The 19,273-nt window shown below is 74.7% G+C and carries 18 protein-coding genes; 12 read left to right on the top strand and 6 right to left on the bottom strand.

Going from position 1 to position 19,273, the window contains the following annotated elements; all coding sequences use genetic code 11:
• Window positions 1-2 precede the first annotated feature (2 nt).
• Window positions 3-920 (top strand): EamA family transporter, encoded by a 918-nt coding sequence (locus Sru01_RS21645; RefSeq protein WP_203989316.1) that lies wholly within the window; start codon window positions 3-5, stop codon window positions 918-920.
• A 106-nt stretch (window positions 921-1,026) separates the two neighbouring features.
• Here Sru01_RS21645 and Sru01_RS21640 read toward each other — a convergent pair whose 3' ends face one another.
• Together Sru01_RS21640 and Sru01_RS21635 are read right to left on the bottom strand one after the other, a co-directional pair.
• A complete protein-coding gene (locus Sru01_RS21640) occupies window positions 1,027-2,952 on the bottom strand; it encodes a serine/threonine-protein kinase (RefSeq protein WP_203989314.1) in 1,926 nt (641 codons plus the stop codon).
• A 100-nt stretch (window positions 2,953-3,052) separates the two neighbouring features.
• Window positions 3,053-3,748 (bottom strand): superoxide dismutase family protein, encoded by a 696-nt coding sequence (locus Sru01_RS21635; protein ID WP_203989312.1) that lies wholly within the window; start codon window positions 3,746-3,748, stop codon window positions 3,053-3,055.
• A 513-nt stretch (window positions 3,749-4,261) separates the two neighbouring features.
• Here Sru01_RS21635 and Sru01_RS21630 point away from each other — a divergent pair.
• The 4 genes from Sru01_RS21630 (at window position 4,262) to Sru01_RS21615 (ending at window position 9,558) form a co-directional block, all read left to right on the top strand.
• On the top strand, window positions 4,262-5,464 hold the full coding sequence (locus Sru01_RS21630; RefSeq protein ID WP_203989311.1) for a cytochrome P450: 1,203 nt from the start codon (window positions 4,262-4,264) through the stop codon (window positions 5,462-5,464).
• Between the two features lie 161 nt (window positions 5,465-5,625).
• Window positions 5,626-6,072 carry a DUF6220 domain-containing protein gene (locus Sru01_RS21625; protein WP_203989309.1) on the top strand — a complete coding sequence of 149 codons (447 nt, stop codon included), beginning with the start codon at window positions 5,626-5,628 and terminating at the stop codon, window positions 6,070-6,072.
• A complete protein-coding gene (locus Sru01_RS21620) occupies window positions 6,069-7,958 on the top strand; it encodes a multicopper oxidase family protein (protein WP_203989307.1) in 1,890 nt (629 codons plus the stop codon). The genes Sru01_RS21625 and Sru01_RS21620 overlap by 4 nt, the downstream gene beginning before the upstream one ends.
• A 172-nt stretch (window positions 7,959-8,130) precedes the next feature.
• Window positions 8,131-9,558, top strand: coding sequence for a mannosyltransferase family protein (locus Sru01_RS21615; protein ID WP_203989305.1), 1,428 nt, complete (start codon window positions 8,131-8,133; stop codon window positions 9,556-9,558).
• A 42-nt stretch (window positions 9,559-9,600) separates the two neighbouring features.
• On the opposite strand, the gene Sru01_RS21610 is transcribed toward Sru01_RS21615, so the two are convergent.
• Window positions 9,601-10,626, bottom strand: a complete 1,026-nt coding sequence (locus tag Sru01_RS21610; RefSeq protein ID WP_203989304.1) for a GDP-mannose 4,6-dehydratase — start codon at window positions 10,624-10,626, stop codon at window positions 9,601-9,603.
• 326 nt (window positions 10,627-10,952) lie between these two features.
• Here Sru01_RS21610 and Sru01_RS21605 point away from each other — a divergent pair, with 326 nt between their 5' ends.
• The 3 genes from Sru01_RS21605 to Sru01_RS21595 are packed head-to-tail and all read left to right on the top strand — an operon-like array spanning window position 10,953 to window position 14,062.
• Window positions 10,953-12,230, top strand: a complete 1,278-nt coding sequence (locus tag Sru01_RS21605) for a glycosyltransferase family 4 protein (protein WP_239137635.1) — start codon at window positions 10,953-10,955, stop codon at window positions 12,228-12,230.
• Window positions 12,231-12,944 carry a class I SAM-dependent methyltransferase gene (locus Sru01_RS21600; RefSeq protein WP_203989302.1) on the top strand — a complete coding sequence of 238 codons (714 nt, stop codon included), beginning with the start codon at window positions 12,231-12,233 and terminating at the stop codon, window positions 12,942-12,944. It begins immediately after the preceding gene.
• The gene (locus Sru01_RS21595) at window positions 12,941-14,062 is read left to right on the top strand and encodes a prenyltransferase (RefSeq protein ID WP_203989300.1); all 1,122 of its coding nucleotides are present in this window, start codon (window positions 12,941-12,943) and stop codon (window positions 14,060-14,062) included. The genes Sru01_RS21600 and Sru01_RS21595 overlap by 4 nt, the downstream gene beginning before the upstream one ends.
• Window positions 14,063-14,218: 156 nt before the next feature.
• Here Sru01_RS21595 and Sru01_RS21590 read toward each other — a convergent pair whose 3' ends face one another.
• The gene (locus Sru01_RS21590) at window positions 14,219-14,821 is read right to left on the bottom strand and encodes a PPOX class F420-dependent oxidoreductase (RefSeq protein ID WP_239137634.1); all 603 of its coding nucleotides are present in this window, start codon (window positions 14,819-14,821) and stop codon (window positions 14,219-14,221) included.
• Window positions 14,818-15,732, bottom strand: coding sequence for an NADP-dependent oxidoreductase (locus Sru01_RS21585; protein WP_203989298.1), 915 nt, complete (start codon window positions 15,730-15,732; stop codon window positions 14,818-14,820). Before Sru01_RS21585 ends, Sru01_RS21590 begins: the two co-directional genes overlap by 4 nt.
• Before the next feature lie 262 nt (window positions 15,733-15,994).
• Between Sru01_RS21585 and Sru01_RS21580 the strand changes: the two genes are divergently transcribed.
• Entirely contained in the window at window positions 15,995-16,582 is a 588-nt protein-coding gene (locus Sru01_RS21580) for a TetR/AcrR family transcriptional regulator (RefSeq protein WP_203989296.1), read from the top strand.
• A gap of 61 nt (window positions 16,583-16,643) precedes the next feature.
• On the opposite strand, the gene Sru01_RS21575 is transcribed toward Sru01_RS21580, so the two are convergent.
• Complete coding sequence (locus Sru01_RS21575; protein ID WP_203989294.1) at window positions 16,644-17,279, bottom strand: class I SAM-dependent methyltransferase; 636 nt, start codon at window positions 17,277-17,279, stop codon at window positions 16,644-16,646.
• Window positions 17,280-17,418: 139 nt separating this feature from the next.
• Here Sru01_RS21575 and Sru01_RS21570 point away from each other — a divergent pair, with 139 nt between their 5' ends.
• From Sru01_RS21570 to Sru01_RS21560, 3 genes are read left to right on the top strand one after another with little or no spacing between them, the layout of a single operon-like run.
• On the top strand, window positions 17,419-17,895 hold the full coding sequence (locus Sru01_RS21570) for a pyridoxamine 5'-phosphate oxidase family protein (protein ID WP_203989292.1): 477 nt from the start codon (window positions 17,419-17,421) through the stop codon (window positions 17,893-17,895).
• 34 nt (window positions 17,896-17,929) lie between these two features.
• Entirely contained in the window at window positions 17,930-18,121 is a 192-nt protein-coding gene (locus Sru01_RS21565; RefSeq protein ID WP_203989291.1) for a ferredoxin, read from the top strand.
• 26 nt (window positions 18,122-18,147) lie between these two features.
• A complete protein-coding gene (locus tag Sru01_RS21560) occupies window positions 18,148-19,233 on the top strand; it encodes a Zn-dependent alcohol dehydrogenase (protein ID WP_203989290.1) in 1,086 nt (361 codons plus the stop codon).
• Window positions 19,234-19,273: the final 40 nt, after the last annotated feature.

Raw genomic sequence — 19,273 nt, 5'->3', positions numbered from 1 at the left:
CCGTGCGTCCCCGTCACTTCGCCCTCGCCGTCACCGTCGCGGTCATCTGGGGGGTCAACTTCGCGGTCATCGAGATCGGCCTGCGGCACTTCCCCCCGCTGCTCTTCGCCGCCCTCCGCTTCACCCTGGTGGCCCTGCCCGCGATCTTCCTCGTCCCCCGCCCCGCGGTGCCGGTCCGGTGGATCGTCGCGGTGGGCCTGTTCCTCGGAGCCGGCCAGTTCGGCCTGCTGTTCACCGCCATGCACCTCGGGCTGCCCGCCGGGCTCGCCTCGCTGGTCATGCAGTCGCAGGTCATCTTCACCCTCGGCCTGGCGGCGGCGGCGCTCGGCGAGCGCCCCGGCGGGCACCGGATCGCCGGCGTCGTGGTCGCCTCGGCCGGGATCCTGGTGATCGCCCTGGGCCGCGGCGCGCACGCCCCGCTGCTGCCGCTGCTGCTCGCGCTGGGCGGCGCGGCATCGTGGGGGGCGGCCAATGTGTGCATCCGCAAGGCCGAGGCACCGGCCGGCCTCGGCCTGCTGGTCTGGTCCAGCCTGGTGCCGCCGCTGCCGCTGCTCGCGCTGTCGGTGCTGGTCGAGGGCGGCGACCGGATCGGCGCCGCGTTCAGCCTCGCGGCGGTGCCCGGCCCCACCATGGCCGGCTCGCTGGCCGCGCTGGCGTACGTCGTCGTGCTGTCGACGTTCGTCGGCTTCGGCGCCTGGAACGCGCTGCTGCGGCGCTACCCGGCCGGCACGGTGGCGCCGTTCACCATGCTGGTGCCGGTGGTGGGCATGGCCACCGCCTGGCTGTGGCTGGGCGAGCGGCTGAACACCGTGGAGCTGCTCGGCGGCCTGCTGGTGCTCGCCGGCCTGGCCGTGACCCGCCCGCGGCGGCCGGCGCCGGCGGCCCCGGAGCGCGCGGCCCCCGCGACATCGCGGCCCTGACCCGCCGGCGGCCCGCCGGCGACCGGTAGCGCGCCCTGCGGGGGCGCGGCGGGCGGGGCGGACGCGGGCAGGAGGATGCGGGCCGCCGGCGGGGACGGCCGGGCGGTCAGCGAGGGGCGGGTACCCGGTTGACGTGACCGGAGTAGGCCGGAGCGGTGGCGTCCGCGCGCGTCACGCTCAGTGCCAGCCGGTCGCCGGCCGGCGCGGCGAGTTCGAGCCGCCCGGGGTAGCACTCCGCACCCCGGACCTGGTCCAGCCGGAACACCGTGTCGGACGCGCGGTCGCCGAGCCGGGTCAGCCGGCCGGAGCAACGCAGATCCGCGCCCCAGCGCATGCCGCCGCCGGGCGGGTCCCCCTTCAGGCTCAACTCCACCGGGAACACCCGCCCGGCGGCCGGATGCTCGGCGACGCCGGTCCAGCGACCCGCGTACGGCGAACCCTCGCGGCCGGTGGACGGGGAGGCCTCGCGGCCGGACGGCGAAGAGTCGCGGCCGGACGGCGAAACCTGGCGGCCGTCCGACGCCGCCCAAAGGCCCACGCCGGCCGCGCCCACCGCCAGCGCCGCCACCCCGGCCGCCAAGATCCGCGGGTTCACCCACCGGCCACCGGCGCGGGCCGCCGGCCGGCCGGGATCATCCGGGGTTCCCCGGCCACGGCGCAGACCGTCCAGCGTCACCGGACGCCTGGGCGAGACCGTCGCGTCCGGGTCCGGATCGCTGTCGTCCAGCGTCACCGGGCCGCCGGCCGGGTCGTACCCGTCCGGCTCCGGCCCGCCGGCCGGAGCCGGGGCGAACTCGTCCAGCGTCACCGGACCACGAACCGGGTCGTCTCCATCCGGCGTCACCGGACCAAGGACCGGATCGACGTCGTCCAGCGTCACCGGCCCTCGGATCGGGTCGTACTCATCCCGCGTCACCGGGCCATGGACCGGGCCGTACCCGTCCAGCGTCCCGAGGCCAGGCGCCGGAGCCGGGTCGCGCTCACCCGGCGATCGCGGGCCGTCGCGGCCCGGCCGGTCCCCGGTCACCTGACCGATCATGGCGTGCAGGTCGGCCGGCCGGAACGGCAGGGTGGCCGGTCCGCCGGACGCCGCGGCGATGCCGGTGCCCGCCTTCAGCGCCGCGGCCACCGGCCGCTCGCCGCCCAGGGCCGCCGGCCACCCGTCCCCGTCCCGGCCCGCCGGATCACCGGGACCGCCCCGGTCCGCCGGGCCGCCGGGCGCGGCGGTGCCGATCAGCCGGCGCAGCACCTCCTCGGCGGCCGGCCGGTCCGCCGGATCCTCCGCCAGGCAGGCGACCACGATCTCCCGCAGCCGGCCGGACAGCGGGTCGAGATCGGCCGCGCCGAACAGGATGCGGCCGAGGATCGCCTCGAACGACTCCGCCGCGTAGGCGTGCCGGCCGCTGGCGGCGAAGGCGATGGTCAGCGCCCAGCCGAACATGTCGGCGGCCGGACCGGCCCGCTCGCCCTTGAGCTGCTCGGGTGACAGGTAGGCGGGCGTTCCCACCGGCATCCGCCCGCTGGTCGTCGTGGTCCCCGCCGTCCGGGAGATGCCGAAGTCGATGACGCGCGGCCCGTCCGGGCCGAGCAGCACGTTGGCCGGCTTGAAATCGCGGTGCACCACCCCGGCGCCGTGCACCGCCACCAGCGCCGTGGCGGTCCCGACGGCGATACGGTCCAGGGATCCGCCGCTCAGCGGGCCGTTGCCGGCGATGTGCTCCTGCAGCGAGATCCCCTCGACGTACTCGCTGACGATGTAGGGCCGGTCGCCGTCCAGGTCGGCGTCCAGCACCTGGGCGGTGCAGAACGGCGCGACCCGGCGTACCGCCGCCACCTCGGCGGCGAACCGGCGGCGGGCCCGCTCCTCGTCCAGCCGCGAGTGCATCAGCTTGACCGCCACCCGGGTCCCGGTGGCGGAATCCGCCAGGTAGACCACCCCCTGGCCGCCGCGGCCGAGCCGCCCGAGCAGGCGGTAACCACCGATGTGCTCGGGGTCGTCGGCCTGCAGCGGCGCCGGGACGGACATGTGCATATGCCTACCATGACGACGATCACCACGTCCGCGCCTCGGCCGGGACGGCCGTTCCACCAGGCCGGGGGGCGGGCGGCCGCCGCCGCCCGCCCCCGGGCGGTCAGAGGTTCACGTCGACGCAGGCGACCCGAGGGCCGGCCATGCCGGCGTGGCCGGGGGCGGTGCTGGTGCGCTGCGCGTGCACCACTACCGAGCGCCGGGAGTCGCCGCGCACCCGCCACGGCACCTGGGCGCGGGCCTGGCCGTCGCCGCGGCGGTCGGTGGTGAAGTCCAGCCAGATCTCGTTGCGCGGGTTGGCGTAGGCGGGGTCGACGGACGGCTGCCGGGGGTCGGGGACGTTCTGGTAGTGCGGACCGGCGTGCTCGCCGGTGGGCCCGCACGGCCGGACGTGCACGTGCGCGCCGTAGGTGTGTCCCGGGCGCAGGCCCTGCACCCGCAACTGGACGATGGTGCGCCCGTCCTCGCCGGGGGCGGCCGCCAGCGCGACCAGCGTGCCGGGCGGCACCAGCCGGCGGTCGTAGGTGACCGCCGGCCGGCCCGGCCCGTACGGCTCGAACCGCCCGAGGGCCAGGAAGGGCTCGGGACGCGGCGCGGGCGGCCGGGGCGGCGCCGGGCGGGCGCCGGGACCGGGCGGCACCGGCGGGGATCCGGGCGCCGCCGGTCCGGCGACGGGCGGGCCCGGCGTCGCCGGGCGGGCGGCCGGCGTGGCGGCACCGGAGGTGGTGAATGTGGTGAGGGCAGCGAAAGCGGTCAGTGGCGCCAGCACCGCCGGCAGGGCGGCACGCATTTCCATCATGGATTCTCCTCGCTTTTCCAGGTCGTCCGGCCGGCGGTATCCGCGGCCGGTGCCGTCGGCGCCGCGCACCGAAACGGCCGGTCCGGCCGGATCGCCGGCAGCGGCATCGGAGCAGGGTGCGCGGCTGTACCTGCCGCCCATCATTTCCCGTCCGGTAGCACCGGAGTGGCCTTTTAGGAAAACGTCGCCATTATCCGGCCGATCACCTCAGTCGCCATTCCTGAATTCTCGCCACACACACTAATAAGTCAGCCGATCCGGGAAATACCGAAATATCGGTGATTCGTGGGTCAAGCGGCGAGCCCCCGGCCAGGGCGGCGTCCGGCGGTGTCCGGCGGCGGACCGGACGGCCGGAACCGGGACCGACCGGACCCGCGCCGGACGTAGACTCACGGCTCCGGGCGGATCGGCTCCCGCCGGCGGCCGGCCGCCTTGACGGACCCGGCGGGCCGTAATAGAACACGTTGCAGATATCCTTTTCGACCAAGCGCTTGCGCAACCACAGGTGGCCATATGGAGATCGACCTCGTCGACCAGGACCGGTACGCGCGCGACGGCGCCCCGTACGACCAGCTGGCCTGGCTGCGGGCGCACGATCCGGTCCACTGGCACGAGGGGGACGCCGCCCGGGGCTGGCCCGGGTTCTGGGCGGTCACCAGGCACCGGGACGTCGTGCACGTCTCCCGGCACCCGGAGCTCTTCTCCTCCCACCGCCGGCTCGCGCTGTTCAACGAGGTGCCGCCCGAGCAGCTGGAACTGCAACGGCTCATGATGCTCAACCAGGACCCGCCAGAGCACACCCGCACCCGCTCGCTGGTCAACCGGGGCTTCACCCCGCGGCAGATCGGCGCGCTGGAGGAGCACATCCGGGAGATCTGCGCGGACCTGGTCGAGCAGGCGGCGGCCAAGGGCCGGGTGGACTTCGTCACCGACGTGGCGGCCCCGCTGCCGCTGTACGTGATCTGCGAGCTGCTCGGCGCGCCGGTCGAGGATCGCGAAATGATCTTCGAATGGTCCAACCGGATGATCGGCTCGGAGGACCCCGACTACGCCGGCGACCCCGCCGAGGGCCGGGACGCCGCGATGGAGGTCTACGCGTACGCCAACGAACTCGCCGAACGGCGCCGGGCCGACCCGCGGCCGGACATCGTCACCAAGCTGCTGCAGTCCGGCGAGGACGGCCAGGAGCTGTCGGTCCAGGAGTTCGACCTGTTCGTCCTGCTGCTGCTGGTGGCCGGCAACGAGACCACCCGCAACGCCGCCTCCGGCGGCATGGTCGCGCTGTTCGAGCATCCTGAGCAGTGGGACCGGCTGGTGGCCGACCCGTCGCTGGCCCGGACCGCCGCCGACGAGATCGTCCGCTGGGTGTCGCCGGTGAACCTGTTCCGCCGGACGGCGACCCGTGACACCGTCCTCGGCGGCCGGGAAATCCGGGAGGGCGACAAGGTCGTGGTGTTCTACTCCTCGGCCAACCGCGACGAGGACGTCTTCGACTCCCCCGGCACGTTCGACATCGGCCGCGACCCCAACCCGCACATCGGGTTCGGCGGCGGCGGCGCCCACTTCTGCCTGGGCAACCACCTGGCCAAGCTGGAGCTTCGCGTGCTGCTGGAGACGCTGGCCCGGCGGCTGCCCAGGCTGCGCCCGGTCGGGCCGGCCCGGCGGCTGCGGTCGAACTTCATCAACGGCGTCAAGACGCTGCCCGTCGAGGTCTGATCCGGCACTCCCCCGGGAGACCGGCGTACTCCCGCCGTGGTAGCCGGCGCCCGCGCGGCGCGTCCGGCGGGGTAGCCGGAAAGCATCTGCCGGGCGGACGATCGGGCGGCGCCGATCCGCGACGATCCAGGGACTTCCCGAACCTCTAAGAGGAGGTCCCCGTGCGCAAGGTCTACACCGCCCTGGCCGGACTCACGCTGCTCGCCCTGGTCGTGCAGTTCTACTTCGCGGGGGTCGGCGCGTTCGACCGGCCGCTGGACGACGGCTCGTTCGCGTTGCACTCCATCACCGGCATGGCGGTCATCCCGCTGCTGTCGATCCTCGCCACCATCGCCGCCGCGCTGGCCCGGGCGCCCGGCCGGCTGATCGGCCTGACCATCGCCCCCCTCGGCCTGGTGATCGTGCAGGCGCTGATCGTCATGGTGGGCAAGGTGCTGTCCGACGACACCGGCGCCACCACCCCGGTGAGCCTGGCCGTGCTCGGCCTGCACGCGCTGAACGGCATGGCGACCATGGGTGTGGCCGCCACCGCGTTCCGCCGGGCCCGGCTGTTCATGGCCGAGGGCGCGGCGACGGCGGCACCGGCCGGCGCCATGCCCGCCCGATGAGCGTCACGGGCCTGACCGTCCTGGACCTGGTGGCCGCGGTGGCCGCCACCGTGGCCCTGCTGGGGGCGGCCACGGCCGCGGTGACCGGGCGGGCCCGGGCGGCGGCGGCCGCGCTGGCCGCCGGGCTGGCGTTCACCCTGGCCAGGCTGGGCGTCGTGGCGGCGCTCTGGCCGGCCGGGTGGTGGTTCGTCCAGGACAAGGTGACGCTCACCCTGCCGCTCGCCGCCGCCACCGCGGCGGCCGCGGTGGTGATGTCGCTGCCCCGGCTGCTGCCCGCCGCCCGCACCGGCCGGCCGGCCGGCGGCGCGGCCGTGGTGGTGCCGCTGTTCGCCGCCGGGTACGCCGCGGCGGCCGGGCCGGTGGTCACGCTGGTGGGCGGCTACCCGGTGTCATGGACCGCCGCGCTGCTCGCGGTGGCGGTGACCGGTGCCGCGACCCTGCTGACCTGGCGGGCGGCCCGCCCGCCGGTGCCCCGGGCGGGGTGGCTCGCGGCCGGGACGGCCGCGCTCGCGGTGGCGGCCGCCGGGACGGCGCTGGTCCCGGCCGCACCGGTCGACGCCGGCGGCGGCCCGGCCGCCGGGCACGTCCACCAGGCCCGCCCGGTGGCGGAGCTGCGCGGCCCGCGCGAGCCCGCGCCCGGCGGCACGGTCCGCCGTTACACGCTGACCGCGCGCACCGCGACCGTCACCCTGGCGTCCGGGCGGCGGGTCGCCGCCTGGACGTTCGACGGCCGAGTCCCGGGACCGGCGCTCACCGCCACCGAGGGCGACCTGGTGGAGGTGACGCTGCGCAACGCCGACATCGCCGCCGGGGTGACGCTGCACTGGCACGGCTACGACGTGCCGGCCGGCGAGGACGGCGTGCCCGGCCTCACGCAGGAGGCGGTGCGGCCGGGCGGCACCTTCGAGTACCGGTTCCGCGCCGACCAGGCGGGCACGTACTGGTACCACACGCACGAGGTGTCCGACCTGGGCGTCCGGATGGGCCTGTACGGCATGCTGGTGGTCGCGCCGCGGCGCGCCGGGCCCGCCGGGGAGGAGAACATCACCCTGGCGGCGCACACCCTGGGCGGGGCGCTCGTGCTCGGCGACCGGGACGGGCCGTTCGACCGGCGGACGGCGGCGGGCACGCCGGTCCGGCTGCGGCTGGTCAACACCGACAGCACCCCGCACCGGTTCACGCTGGCCGGCACCCGGTTCCGGGTGGCCGCGATCGACGGGCGGGATCTGGCCGGGCCGGGCGAGCTGGAACGGGTGGCGCTGCGCCTGCCGGCCGGCGGCCGGTACGACGTGGTCTTCCCGATGCCGGCGGGCGGCGCCGTGCTCGGGGTGGACGGCCGGCCGTCCTTCCTGCGGCTGGTCGCCGGCGCGGCGCCGGGACCGCCGGAGGGCACCGCCGGCTGGCCGGAGTTCGACCCGCTGGCCTACGGGACGCCGGCGCCGGCGCCGCTCCCCGCGGCGGGCCCCTTCGACCGGCGGTTCACCATGGTGCTGGACCGGGGGTTCGCGGTGTCCGGCGGCCGCCCGATGTACGCGCACACGGTGAACGGCCGGGCCTATCCCGACGTCCCCGCCCAGCTGGTCGGGGAGGGCGACCTGGTCCGGGTCACCGTGGTGAACCGGAGCCTGGAGACGCATCCCTGGCACCTGCACGGGCACACCGTCCAGGTGCTCGCCCGGGACGGCCGCGCGCCGTCGGGCACCCCGCTGCTGCTGGACACCTTCGACGTACGGCCGGGGGAGGTGTGGGAGGTCGCGTTCGAGGCGGGCAACCCGGGTCTGTGGATGAACCACTGCCACAACCTGGCGCACGCCGACCTCGGCATGATGCTGCATCTGGTGTACGCGGGGGTCTCCGGGTCGTTCCACGGCACGCACGGCGGCTGAGCCCGCCGTCCGGCGCCATGAAACTTTCGCGCCGGGCGGCGGCGGGCGGCGCGGCCGGCGGGCGGCGGGCGGCGTCGCCGCAGGTCAGCAGGGTGGCGCCGGCCAGCGCGGCACCGGGCCACTCATTCTCGCTTGTCATGATTCATCGGGATATATGAAGTTGTCCGGTGTGATGGAACGGACGCCAGCCCGCGACCCCCTGCCGGCCGCCCCCGACGCGGAGACCCGCGGCGCCGTCGGCACCACCGACGCGCCGGCACCGCCGGCCGATCGGCCCGCGCCCGAGCCGGCGGAGCCCGCACCGGACTCCCGGCGCTCCCCGGACTCCCCGGACTCGCCGGACTCCCCGGACTCCCCGGACTCGCCGGACTCCGCGGACTCCCCGAGTTCGGCGGGCTCGCCGGGCGACCCGGCTCCCGGCGACCCCGCGGCGGAGGCCTCCGCGCCGTCCGGCGAGCGGCCGGCGACGGACGCCGGACCGCGGGGCTGGACGCCGCCGCGCTGGGTGACCGACCGGACCGACCGGGCGGCGCTGCTGATCTGGCTCTGCTCGCACGCCGGGTTCCTGATCTACACCTACCTCGCCGGACCGGGACGGACCACCGACCCCTTCCTCAACCGGCTGACCCGCTGGGACGCGGAGAACTTCATCGCCATCGCCGAGTGGGGCTACGACGGGCCGCCCGGCATGCAGGACAGCGGCAAGCTGCCGGCCTTCTTTCCCGGCATGGCCCTGATCATCCGGCTGCTGCGGCCGATCGTGTCCGACGGCCGGCTGATCACCGTGCTGATCTCGCTGGTCGCGAGCGCGGTGGCCGCCGTCGCGCTGTCCCGGCTGGCCGAGCACACGCTGCGGGGCAGCGGGCCGTACGCGGTGGCCGCGCTGTTCCTCAGCCCGTTCGCCGCCTTCCTGTTCACCGGGTACTCCGAGGCGCTGTTCCTGGCGCTGGCCTTCCCCGCCTGGCTGCTCGCCCGCAAGGGCCGGTGGAGCGACGCGGCGCTGTGCACGGCCGCCGCCGCCACGGTGCGCATCAGCGGGATCTTCCTGGCCGCCGGCCTGGTGATCATGTACCTGGTCGCCGAGAACGGCCGCCGCTCGCCCGAGCACCGGCGCGCCTGGCCCTGGCTCGCGCTGCCCGCCGTCCCGGTCGCGCTGTACAGCCTGTACCAGTGGACGCGGACCGGCGACTGGCTGGCCTACAACAGCGTCCAGGCCCAGTACTGGGGCCGGCACGCCGTGTGGCCGTGGGAGGCGTTCCTCAACACCTGGAACATGTCCGACGACGTCCCAACGCTCACCGTCTCCTACTACGAGGAGATCATCGCCGCGGCGGTGCTGCTGGCCCTGACGATCTGGATGGCCGTACGCCGCCGCTGGCCGGAGCTGGCGTACCTGACCCCGCAGGTGCTGTCCTTCCTCACCCTGTCGTCGTTCTACCTGTCGATCGGGCGGGCGTCGCTGACCTGGTTCCCGCTCTGGCTGGCCCTCGGGTACGCCGGGGTGCGCCGGCCGTGGGTGTTCTGGACGGCGATGGCGATCATGTTGCCGGTCATGGCGATCAACGTCGGCAACTTCACCACCGGCGCGTGGATCGGCTGACCCGGCCCGCGGCCCGGTCCACGACCAGGCTCACGGCCAGGCTCACGGCCAGGAGGAGTCCTGGCCGGGGTCGCCGCCGTCGGACAGCAGCCGCAGGTCGGCCTCCACCATCATCGCCACCAGCTCCTCGAACGGCACCGAGGGCTCCCAGCCGAGCTGCGTCCGGGCCTTCTTGGGGTCGGCGCACAGCAGGTCCACCTCGGCCGGCCGGTGCAGGGCCTGGTCGTCGACCACGTACCGCTCCCAGTCCAGGCCGGCCGCCTGGAAGGCGGCGATCACCAGCTCGCGCACCGAGTGGGTGCGCCCGGTGCCGATGACGAAGTCCTCCGGGCCGGGTGCCTGGAGCATCAGGCGCATCGCCCGCACGTAGTCGCCGGCGTACCCCCAGTCGCGGCGGGCCGACAGGTTGCCCAGGCGCAGCTCGCCGGCCAGGCCGAGCTTGATCCGGGCGGCGCCCAGGGTGACCTTCCGGGTGACGAACTCCGCGCCACGCCGCGGCGACTCGTGGTTGAACAGGATGCCGGACACCGCGAACATGCCGTACGACTCGCGGTAGTTCTGGGTGAGGAAGTGCCCGTAGGCCTTGGCCACCCCGTACGGCGAGCGGGGGTGGAACGGGGTGCGCTCGTTCTGCGGCGTCTCGCGGACCTGGCCGAACATCTCCGAGGAGGAGGCCTGGTAGAAGCGGATCTGCCCCGAGCCCGCCCCGCGCGAGGAGGTGATGCCGGAGCAGACCCGGATCGCCTCCAGCATGCGCAGCACGCCCATGCCGGTCACCTCGGCGGTCAGCTCGGCCTGCTCCCACGACATGGGGACGAACGAGATGGCGCCGAGGTTGTAGACCTCGTCGGGCCGCACCTTCTCCACCGCGGAGATCAGTGAGCCCTGGTCGAGCAGGTCGCCGCGGACCAGCCGCACGTCCTGCAGCAGCCGGCGGACCCGGGACACCCGGGGGTTGGCCTGGCCGCGGACCAGGCCCCACACCTCGTAGCCCTGCTCCAGCAGGTGTTCGGCCAGGTAGGAGCCGTCCTGCCCGGTGATGCCGGTGATCAGCGCACGCCTGGCCAACGAGCCTCCTTGGTCTTCGGGCCGGGCGCGCCGGGGGCCTTGCCCGAACTTAGAGCTGTAAGACGCGAATGTACCGTCCTGCCCGGCGAGCGGCGCCAGCGGCCGTCCGTCCGCGGTCCGGTCGCCATTTGTAGAACACGTTCTACCGAGCGTCGCTCGGTGTGCCTAACAGGCCAGGTCAGGGCGTGTGAGAGTGACATGAGGCACAATTTCAGATTGGTAATCGGCACCTCCAGGGATGGTAAGGTCGCGGCTAAGATCCGCTCTCGCGGTACGCGTCCCCCCGACGGGCGGGTCACCGAGCACCGCGCGCGAAAGGGGTGCCCGTGGAGGTTCCAGACGACGCCGGAGAACGCGCCACGGCCCGGCCGCTGCGCGTCGCGCTCCTGTCCTACCGGAGCAAGCCGACCTGCGGCGGCCAGGGCGTCTACCTCCGCCACCTGAGCCGCGAGCTGGTCGCGCTCGGGCATCACGTCGAGGTCTTCTCCGGCCAGCCCTACCCCGAGCTGGACGACGGCGTCGTGCTCAACAAGGTGCCCAGCCTGGACCTCTACCGCGACGAGGACCCGTTCCGCACTCCCGCCCTCGCCGAGTACCGCGACTGGATCGACCTGCTCGAGGTCGGCACCATGTGGACCGCCGGCTTCCCCGAGCCGCTCACCTTCAGCCTGCGCGCGCTGCGCGAGCTGAAGGCCCGGCCAGGCGACTTCGACGTGGTTCAGGACAACCAGACCCTCGGCTACGGCCTGCTCGGCATCCAGAAGCTGTTCCCGGTCGTCGGCACCATCCACCACCCCATCAGCGTGGACCGCCGCATCGAGCTGGCGGCCGCCTCGCGGCGCAAGCGGCTGTCCCTGCGCCGCTGGTACGGCTTCGTCCGCATGCAGAGCATCGTGGCACCGCGGCTGCGCCCGATCCTCACCGTCAGCGAGTCCAGCCTCGCCGACATCCATCGCGACTTCAACGTGCCGCAGAGCAGCATGCGGCTCATCCCGCTCGGCGTCGACACCCGCCACTTCCACCCGCGCCCGCACCTGCCCCGGCGCAAGGGGGCGATCGTCGCGGTGGCCAGCGCCGACTCCCCGATGAAGGGCGTGGCGACGCTGCTGCGCGCCGTCGCCAAGCTCGCCACCGAGCGCGACGTCAACCTCACCGTGGTCAGCCGGCCGACCCCCGGCGGCCCCACCGAGCGGCTGGTGCGCGAGCTGGCCCTCGGCGACCGGGTGCGGTTCGTGCACGGCATCTCCGACGACGAGCTGGGCGAGCTCATCGCCACCTCGGAGATCTCGGTGGTGCCGTCGCTGTACGAGGGCTTCTCGCTGCCCGCCGTCGAGCACATGGCCTGCGCGACCCCGCTGGTCGCCAGCCGCACCGGCGCGCTGCCCGAGGTCGTCGGCGACGCGGCGGTCCAGGTCGCCCCCGGTGACCCCGAGGAGCTGGCCGCCGTGCTGCGCCGGCTGCACGACTCCCCGCAGGAGCGGGAGCGGATCGGCCGGGCCGGCTACGACCGGGTCATGGAGCGCTACACCTGGCGCGTCGTCGCCATGCGCACCGTCGAGGCGTACCGCGAGGCCATCGAGGCCCGGCAGAAAGGGGAGCGCTAAGTGCTGACCGTCGACTTCGGGAGGCTCCCGGTCGGCCCGGGCCACCGCGTGCTGGACCTCGGCTGCGGCGGCGGCCGCCACGCCTTCGAGGTGCTGCGCCGGGGCGCCGACGTCGTCGCGTTCGACCAGGACGCGGCGGAGCTGGAGGGCGTCGCCGCCATGTTCACCGCGATGGACAAGGCCGGCGAGGTGCCGGACGGCGCGACGTCGGAGGTGGTGACCGGCGACGCGCTCGCCATGCCCTTCCCGGACGGCTCGTTCGACCGGGTGATCGCCGCCGAGGTGCTGGAGCATATCCCGGACGACATGGCCGCGATGCGGGAGATCCACCGGGTGCTCAAGCCGGGCGGCCTGGCCGCGTTCACCGTGCCGAGCTTCCTGCCCGAGCGGGTGTGCTGGGCCCTGTCGGAGGACTACCACACCACCCCCGGCGGCCACGTGCGCATCTACACGCTGGCCGAGCTGTCGGCCAAGCTGAAGGCGACCGGGCTGCGCGTCGGCCCGCACCACCACGCGCACGGCCTGCACACCCCGTACTGGTGGATCAAGTGCGCGGTCGGCGTGCGGAACGACGACCACCCGCTGGCCAAGGCCTACCACCGGTTGCTGGTGTGGGACATCATGGAGCGTCCCGCGCTCACCCGGGCCGCCGAGGCGGTGCTCAACCCGCTGATCGGCAAGAGCGTGGTGCTCTACGCCCGGAAGCCCGGATGACGGCACCCGACCGCGCCGCGCTGCCCGCCCCGCCGGCCGCGCCGCGGCATCCGGTGCCGGCGGTGCCGGGCGCCATCACCGCCGAGCAGGTGGTGGCCACCGCGCGGAGCATCGCCGCCGTCCAGCAGGCCGACGGCGGGGTGCCGTGGCCGCAGGGCCACGTGGACGCCTGGAACCACGTCGAGTGCCTGATGGCGATGACCACGGCCGGCCTGGTCGCCGAGGCCCGGCACGGGTACGCCTGGCTGGTCCGCCACCAGCGCCCGGACGGCTCCTGGCCGATGAAGCTGGTGGACGGCGCGGTGGCCGAGCCGGACGGCGAGAGCAACCACGCCGCCTACGTCGCGGTCGGGGTCTGGCACGACCTGCTGGTCACCGGGGACACCCGGTTCGCCGCCGCCATGTGGCCGGTCGTCCGCCGCGCCCTCGACTTCGCGGTCGGCCTGCAGACCGCGCGCGGCGAGATCCGCTGGCGGCGCTCGGCCGCCGGCGAGCCCGCCGGATTCGCCCTGCTCACCGGCTGCTCGTCCATCTACCAGGGCCTGCGCTGCGGGGTGTCGCTTGGCGAGCGCCTGGGCGAGCCGCAGCCGGACTGGGAGCTGGCCGCCGACCGGCTGGGCCACGTGATCGCCGCGCACCCCGAGGCGTTCGCCGACAAGAGCCGGTTCTCGATGGACTGGTACTACCCGGTGCTGGGCGGCGCGGTGCGCGGACCGGCGGCCCTGCGGCGGCTGGACGAGCAGTGGGACACCTTCGTGGTGCCCGGCCTCGGCGCCCGCTGCGTCTCCGACCAGCCCTGGGTCACCGGCGCGGAATCCTGCGAGCTGGTGATGGCGCTCGACGCGGCCGGCGACCGCGAGCGCGCGCTCACGATCTTCGGCGACATGCAGCGGCTGCGGCATGAGGACGGCTCCTACTGGACCGGCTGGCAGTTCGCCAACCGGGCCTGGTTCCCCCACGAGCAGTCGGCGTACACGGCCGCCGCGGTGGTGCTGGCCGCCGATGCGCTGGCCGGCGCCACTCCGGCGGCGGCGCTGTTCCGCGACGCCGGCCGCCATTCGGTCCCGGCCGGCGACCCCGCCGCCTGCGGCTGCTCCCCCACCCCCACCCGCGCCTGACCTCCGCGCCCCGGCCCGGGCGGCCCCGGACCGGGGCGACGAAGAGCCGGCACGCCACGGGGGAAGCGCCGCCACCGGACCGCACCGGCCGGCAGGCGGCACCCAGGCGTTCAGCGACCCGCCGGTGGTGCTTCCCGCATGGCGGGTCCAGACCGGTCAGCCCTCTCCCGGACGCACATCGCGGGCGCCGCAGGCCAGGTGCGGCGGGTCGATGCCCCAGCTGATCACCCGGCGCGGGCGGATGCGGATGATCGCGCCGGGCGCCCGGGCGGCGCTGTCGTCCGGTGCCTCGATCGCCTCGGCGGTGCCGCGGATCTCCAGGCAGCGGATGGTCTCCATGCCGCCCGGCATGTCGTCCACCACCACCGCCACCCGGGGGTTCGCCCGCACGTTGCGGAACTTGCGGCTCGCCGCCATGGCGTGCCCGCCGATGTCGATCGTGCCGGTGGCCGGGTTGTAGTAGCAGGACACCGGGTTGACCTGTGGCGCCCCGTCCGGCGCGACGGTCGCCAGCCGGCCGAGCCGCCGCGCGCCGAGGTAGGCGATCTCCCCCGCGGTGAGCGCCGGGACGCCCGGCACCGTGCGGCCGGAACCGGCGGGCTCCCGCGTGGTAGGCGCCCGGACGTCCGGCGCGGCGCGCCCGGTGGCGGCGGGCGTCTCATCGGGCCCGGCGGCCGGCGACACGTCCGGCGCGGCGCGCCCGGTGGCGGCGGGCGTCCCGGCGGGCCGGGCGGCGGCCGGTGGCCGGTGGCCGGTCACGGCGCCACCAGCACGATCTTGCCGCGGGTGTGCCCGGTCTCGATCGCCCGGTGCGCGGCCGGCGCCTGGTCCAGCGGGAAGGTGGCGGTGACCGGCACCTGAAGGGTGCCCTTCTCGTAGTGCGCGAGCAGCCTGGCCAGCCGGGCGGCGGACCGGCCGGTGCCGACCCGGCGGACGCCCACCCGCCGCCCGGCGTCCCAGTCGGCCAGCGTGACCGCCCGGTCCGGCGAGCCCAGCAGCTCGACCGACACCTCGTTGGCCTGGCCGCCGACGCAGTCCAGCGCCGCGGTGATCCCGCCCGGGGCGAGGGCCCGGACGCGTTCGGCGAGCCCCGGGCCGTAGGTCACCGGGATCGCCCCGAAGGCGCGCAGGTACTCGTGGTTGCGCTCGCTCGCCGTGCCGATCACCGTGGCGCCGCGGGCGACCGCGAGCTGGACGGCGAACGAGCCGACGCCGCCGGCCGCCGCGTGGACCAGCAGGGTGTCCCCGGCGGTCACCCCCAGCTCGTCCAGCGCGGTGTCGGCGGTCTGCCCGCTCGCCGACAGCGCGCCCGCCTCCGGCCACGGCATCCCGGGCGGCCGGTGGACGGCGGACGTGGCCGGCGCGACCACCGTGTCGGCGTACCCCACGGCGTCGACGAACGCGATCACCTCGTCGCCCGGGGCGAACCCGGTGGCGTCCTGGCCGGCCGCGTCCACCACGCCGGCCACCTCGTTGCCCAGCCGGGCTGGGAATGTGGCCGGCCGGTAGCGGGCGAAGTCGCCGCGCCGGTAGAAGGCGTCGAAAGGCTGCACGCCCGCCGCGCGCACCCGCACCCGGATCTGCCCCGCCGCCGGGCGCGGGTCGGCCGTCTCGATGACCCGCAGCACCTCCGGCCCGCCGTACTCCTCGAACACCACGATCCGTGCCATGCCTCACCCTTCTCCGGTCGCCTGCGCCAGCCGAGTATCAATCGTTCGATTGAAATTTGTCAATCAAACGATTGACTGATGTACTGCCGGAGTGACGAGCGAGCGAGACCCCGGCGGCGGCGGGAGCGGGACGGGGAGAGCCCCTAGGGACGGCCAGGCGCGCGGCCCTGGGGACGGCTCCGCGAGCGGCCCTGGGGACGCCGCGAGCGGCCCGGGAAGGCCGCGGCCGCCGCGCCGGCACCGCGGCGGCGGCGAGCGCGACATGGCGGCCGAGCGCACCCGGGGCAAGATCCTGGACGCGGCGGTGGCCGAGTTCGGCGCCAAGGGGTACGCCGGCGCCCGCACCGCGGGCATCGCCGCCCGGGCCGGCGTGAACCAGCAACTGATCGCCTACTATTTCGGCGGCAAGCAGGGTCTGCTGGACGAGCTGCGGCGCCGCTGGGCGGCCGGGCAGGACGCGGTCGCGCCGGCCGACGGCACCTTCGCCGCGTCGGTGGCGGCCTACCTGGACATGACGCTGGACGCGCCCGACTGGGCCCGGCTGGTGGTGTGGCAGGCCCTCGGCGACGGCCCGGCCCACGGGACACAGGAGGCCGCCGCCGCCCAGCGCGACCGGCTGGCCGAGGGCGTGCGGCGGGTGCGCGAGCGCCAGCGGGCCGGCGAGCTGACCGGGGCGGTCTCCGCGGAGTTCGTGATGTTCCTGGCGCATCTGGTGGCGTTCGCGCCGATCGCGCTGCCGCAGCTCACCGGCGACCTGCTCGGCGTGCCACCCGGCTCTCCGGAGTACCGCCGGCGCTGCCTGGACCAGCTGATGACCCTGCTCACGCCGCCGGAACCCGCCGGGCAATGACCCCGCCCCGCCGACGGCCGAGCGGCCGGCCGCGCCCCGCCGGAGAGACGTCCGGAGCGGCTCAGGAGGCGGTGCGCTCCAGCACCCGCAGCGAGCCGTGCGCCCGCACCTCGGTGTACTCGCCGGTGTCCAGCGCCCGGCGGTAGACGCCGAGCGGCGCCTGGCCGCCGGCGGCCGGGTCGGGGTAGATGTCGTGGAAGACCAGCGCGCCGCCGGGCATCACGTGCGGTGCCCAGCCCTCGTAGTCGTCGGTGACCGGCTGCTCCGCATGCCCGCCGTCGATGAAGAGCATGGCCAGCGGGGTGTTCCAGTACCGCGCGACCGTGGCCGAGGCGCCGACGATCGCGATCACCTGGTCCTCCAGCCCGGCGTAGGCGATGGCGGCGCGGAAGTACGGCAGCGAGTCCATCTTGCCGAACCGGTGGTCCATCAGGGCGGGGTCGTGGTGCGCCCAGCCCGGCTGGATCTCCTCCGAGCCGCGATGATGGTCCACGGTGAACACCACCGAGCCGGTCTCCCGGGCGGCGGCGCCGAGGTAGATGGCCGACTTGCCGCAGTAGCTGCCGATCTCCACGATCGGGCCGCGCTCGCCGTAGGCGCGGGCGGTCTCGTACAGCGCCATGCCCTCGTCCGGCGGCATGAAGCCCTTGGCCCGCTCCGCGGCGATCCGCAGCGCGGCCGGCAACCCATCAGTCATGAAATATCCCCCGTGTCCGGCGCCTCCGGCACACTACCCGGCCATCGCCCATCACCATCCCGAGTTCTTGATCCAGGGCGTCCCGAACAATGTTCGCCCTGGTCTTGCCGCACCTTATGGAACGTGTTCTACTTTGTCGGTGAACCAGCGCGCCCGGGTGACGATGACGGACGGCGAGGTGGCGAGCCTGCTGCGCGACTCGCGCAAGCTGCAGCTCGGCACGATCAATCCGGACGGCACCCCGCACCTGGTGACCATGTTCTACGGTTTGGTGGACGGCCGGATCGCGTTCTGGACGTACGCCAAGGCGCAGAAGGCGCGCAACATCGAACGCGACCCCAGGGTGTCCTGCCTGATCGAGACCGGCGACGACTACGCCGAGCTGCGCGGCGCGCTGGTCTACGGCACCGCCCGCCCGGTGCCCGAACCCGGCGCCGTGCTCGGCATCGGCCTGGAGATCACCCGGCGGATGACCGGGCTGCCGGAGTCCGGAGTCACCGAGGAGCTTCGCGGCTACGTCGCGCACACCGGGCGCAAGCGGATCGCCTACCTGGTCGAGCCGACACGCGTCGTCTCCTGGGACCACCGCAAGCTGACCGCCCCGGCCGCGCCTTAGGCTCTCTGCCGTACGTCACGCGAGGAGGGCTCTGATGAGAATCAAGGTCGACTACGACGCCTGCGAGGCCAACGCCGTCTGCATGGGTCTCGCCCCCGACGTCTTCGAGGTGGACGAGGAGGACAACCTGCACGTCCTGCTGCCCGAGCCCCCGCCGGAGATGCTCGACCGCGTGCGCCACGCGGTCCGGTCCTGCCCCAAAGCCGCCCTCTCCCTCGAAGAGTAGAAACGCTCCCTAGGAGGTCTCCCGTTATGCGAGCCGCGCTGCTGCACGCCGTCGGCGATGACAAGCTGGACATCCGCGACGACTTCACCCTCACCCCGGTCGGCCCCACCGACGTCCGGGTGAAGATCAGAGCGACCGGCGTCTGCCATTCGGACCTGTCGGTGCTGTCCGGCGTGCTGCCCATGCCCCTGCCGGTGATCCCGGGACACGAGGGCGCGGGCGAGGTCGTGGAGGTGGGCGACCACGTCACCTCGGTGCGGCCGGGAGACCACGTGATCATCAACTGGACACCGGCCTGCGGGAGCTGCCCCAACTGCATCGTGGGCCAGCCGTACCTGTGCATGACCTACGTCATGGAGAGCTTCTCGCTGGCCCGGTTCCGGTTCGGCGGCGACACCCCGGCCTTCGGCATGGCCGGCTGCGGCACCTGGGCCGAGGAGATCGTGGTGCCGTGGCAGGGCGCCGTCAAGGTGGACCCGGACGTGCCGTTCGAGGTGGCGGCGCTGATCGGCTGCGGCATCACCACCGGCGTCGGCGCCGCGATCAACACCGCCCAGGTGCGGCCCGGCTCCACCGTGGTGGTGATCGGCTGCGGCGGCGTCGGGCTGTCGGTCATCCAGGGCGCCCGCATCTCCGGCGCCACCACCATCCTGGCGGTGGACCCGGTGGCCGCCAAGCATGAGCTGGCCCGCAAGGTCGGCGCCACCGACGCCTGCACCCCCGAAGGACTGCCGGAGGCGATGGGCGCCCTCACCGGCGGGCTGGGCTTCGACTACGGCTTCGAGGTGGTCGGCAGGTCGGCGACCATCATGTCCGCCTGGCAGGCCACCCGCCGCGGCGGCGACGTCGTGGTGGTCGGCGCGGGCGCGATGGACGACACCGTCCAGCTGTCGGCCTTCAGCCTGCTCTTCGAGGGCAAGCGCCTGCTCAGCTCGATGTACGGCGGCAGCGACGTCCGCCGCGACTTCCCGTTCTTCGCCCGGCTGTGGAAGGCCGGCAAGCTGGACCTGGACAGCATGATCAGCTCCCGCATCCGGCTGGCCGACCTCAACGACGCCGTCGCCGCGCTGCGCACCGGCGAGGTCCTGCGCCAGGTGGTCCTGTTCGACTGACCCGCATGCACCGGCCCGCGCGCCGAGCACGGCACGGCCG

It is taken from the genome of Sphaerisporangium rufum, assembly GCF_016863395.1.
Lineage (GTDB): Bacteria > Actinomycetota > Actinomycetes > Streptosporangiales > Streptosporangiaceae > Sphaerisporangium > Sphaerisporangium rufum.
The sequence above is the reverse complement of the archived record's forward strand: the minus strand, read 5'-3'. Positions and strand labels throughout refer to the sequence as shown.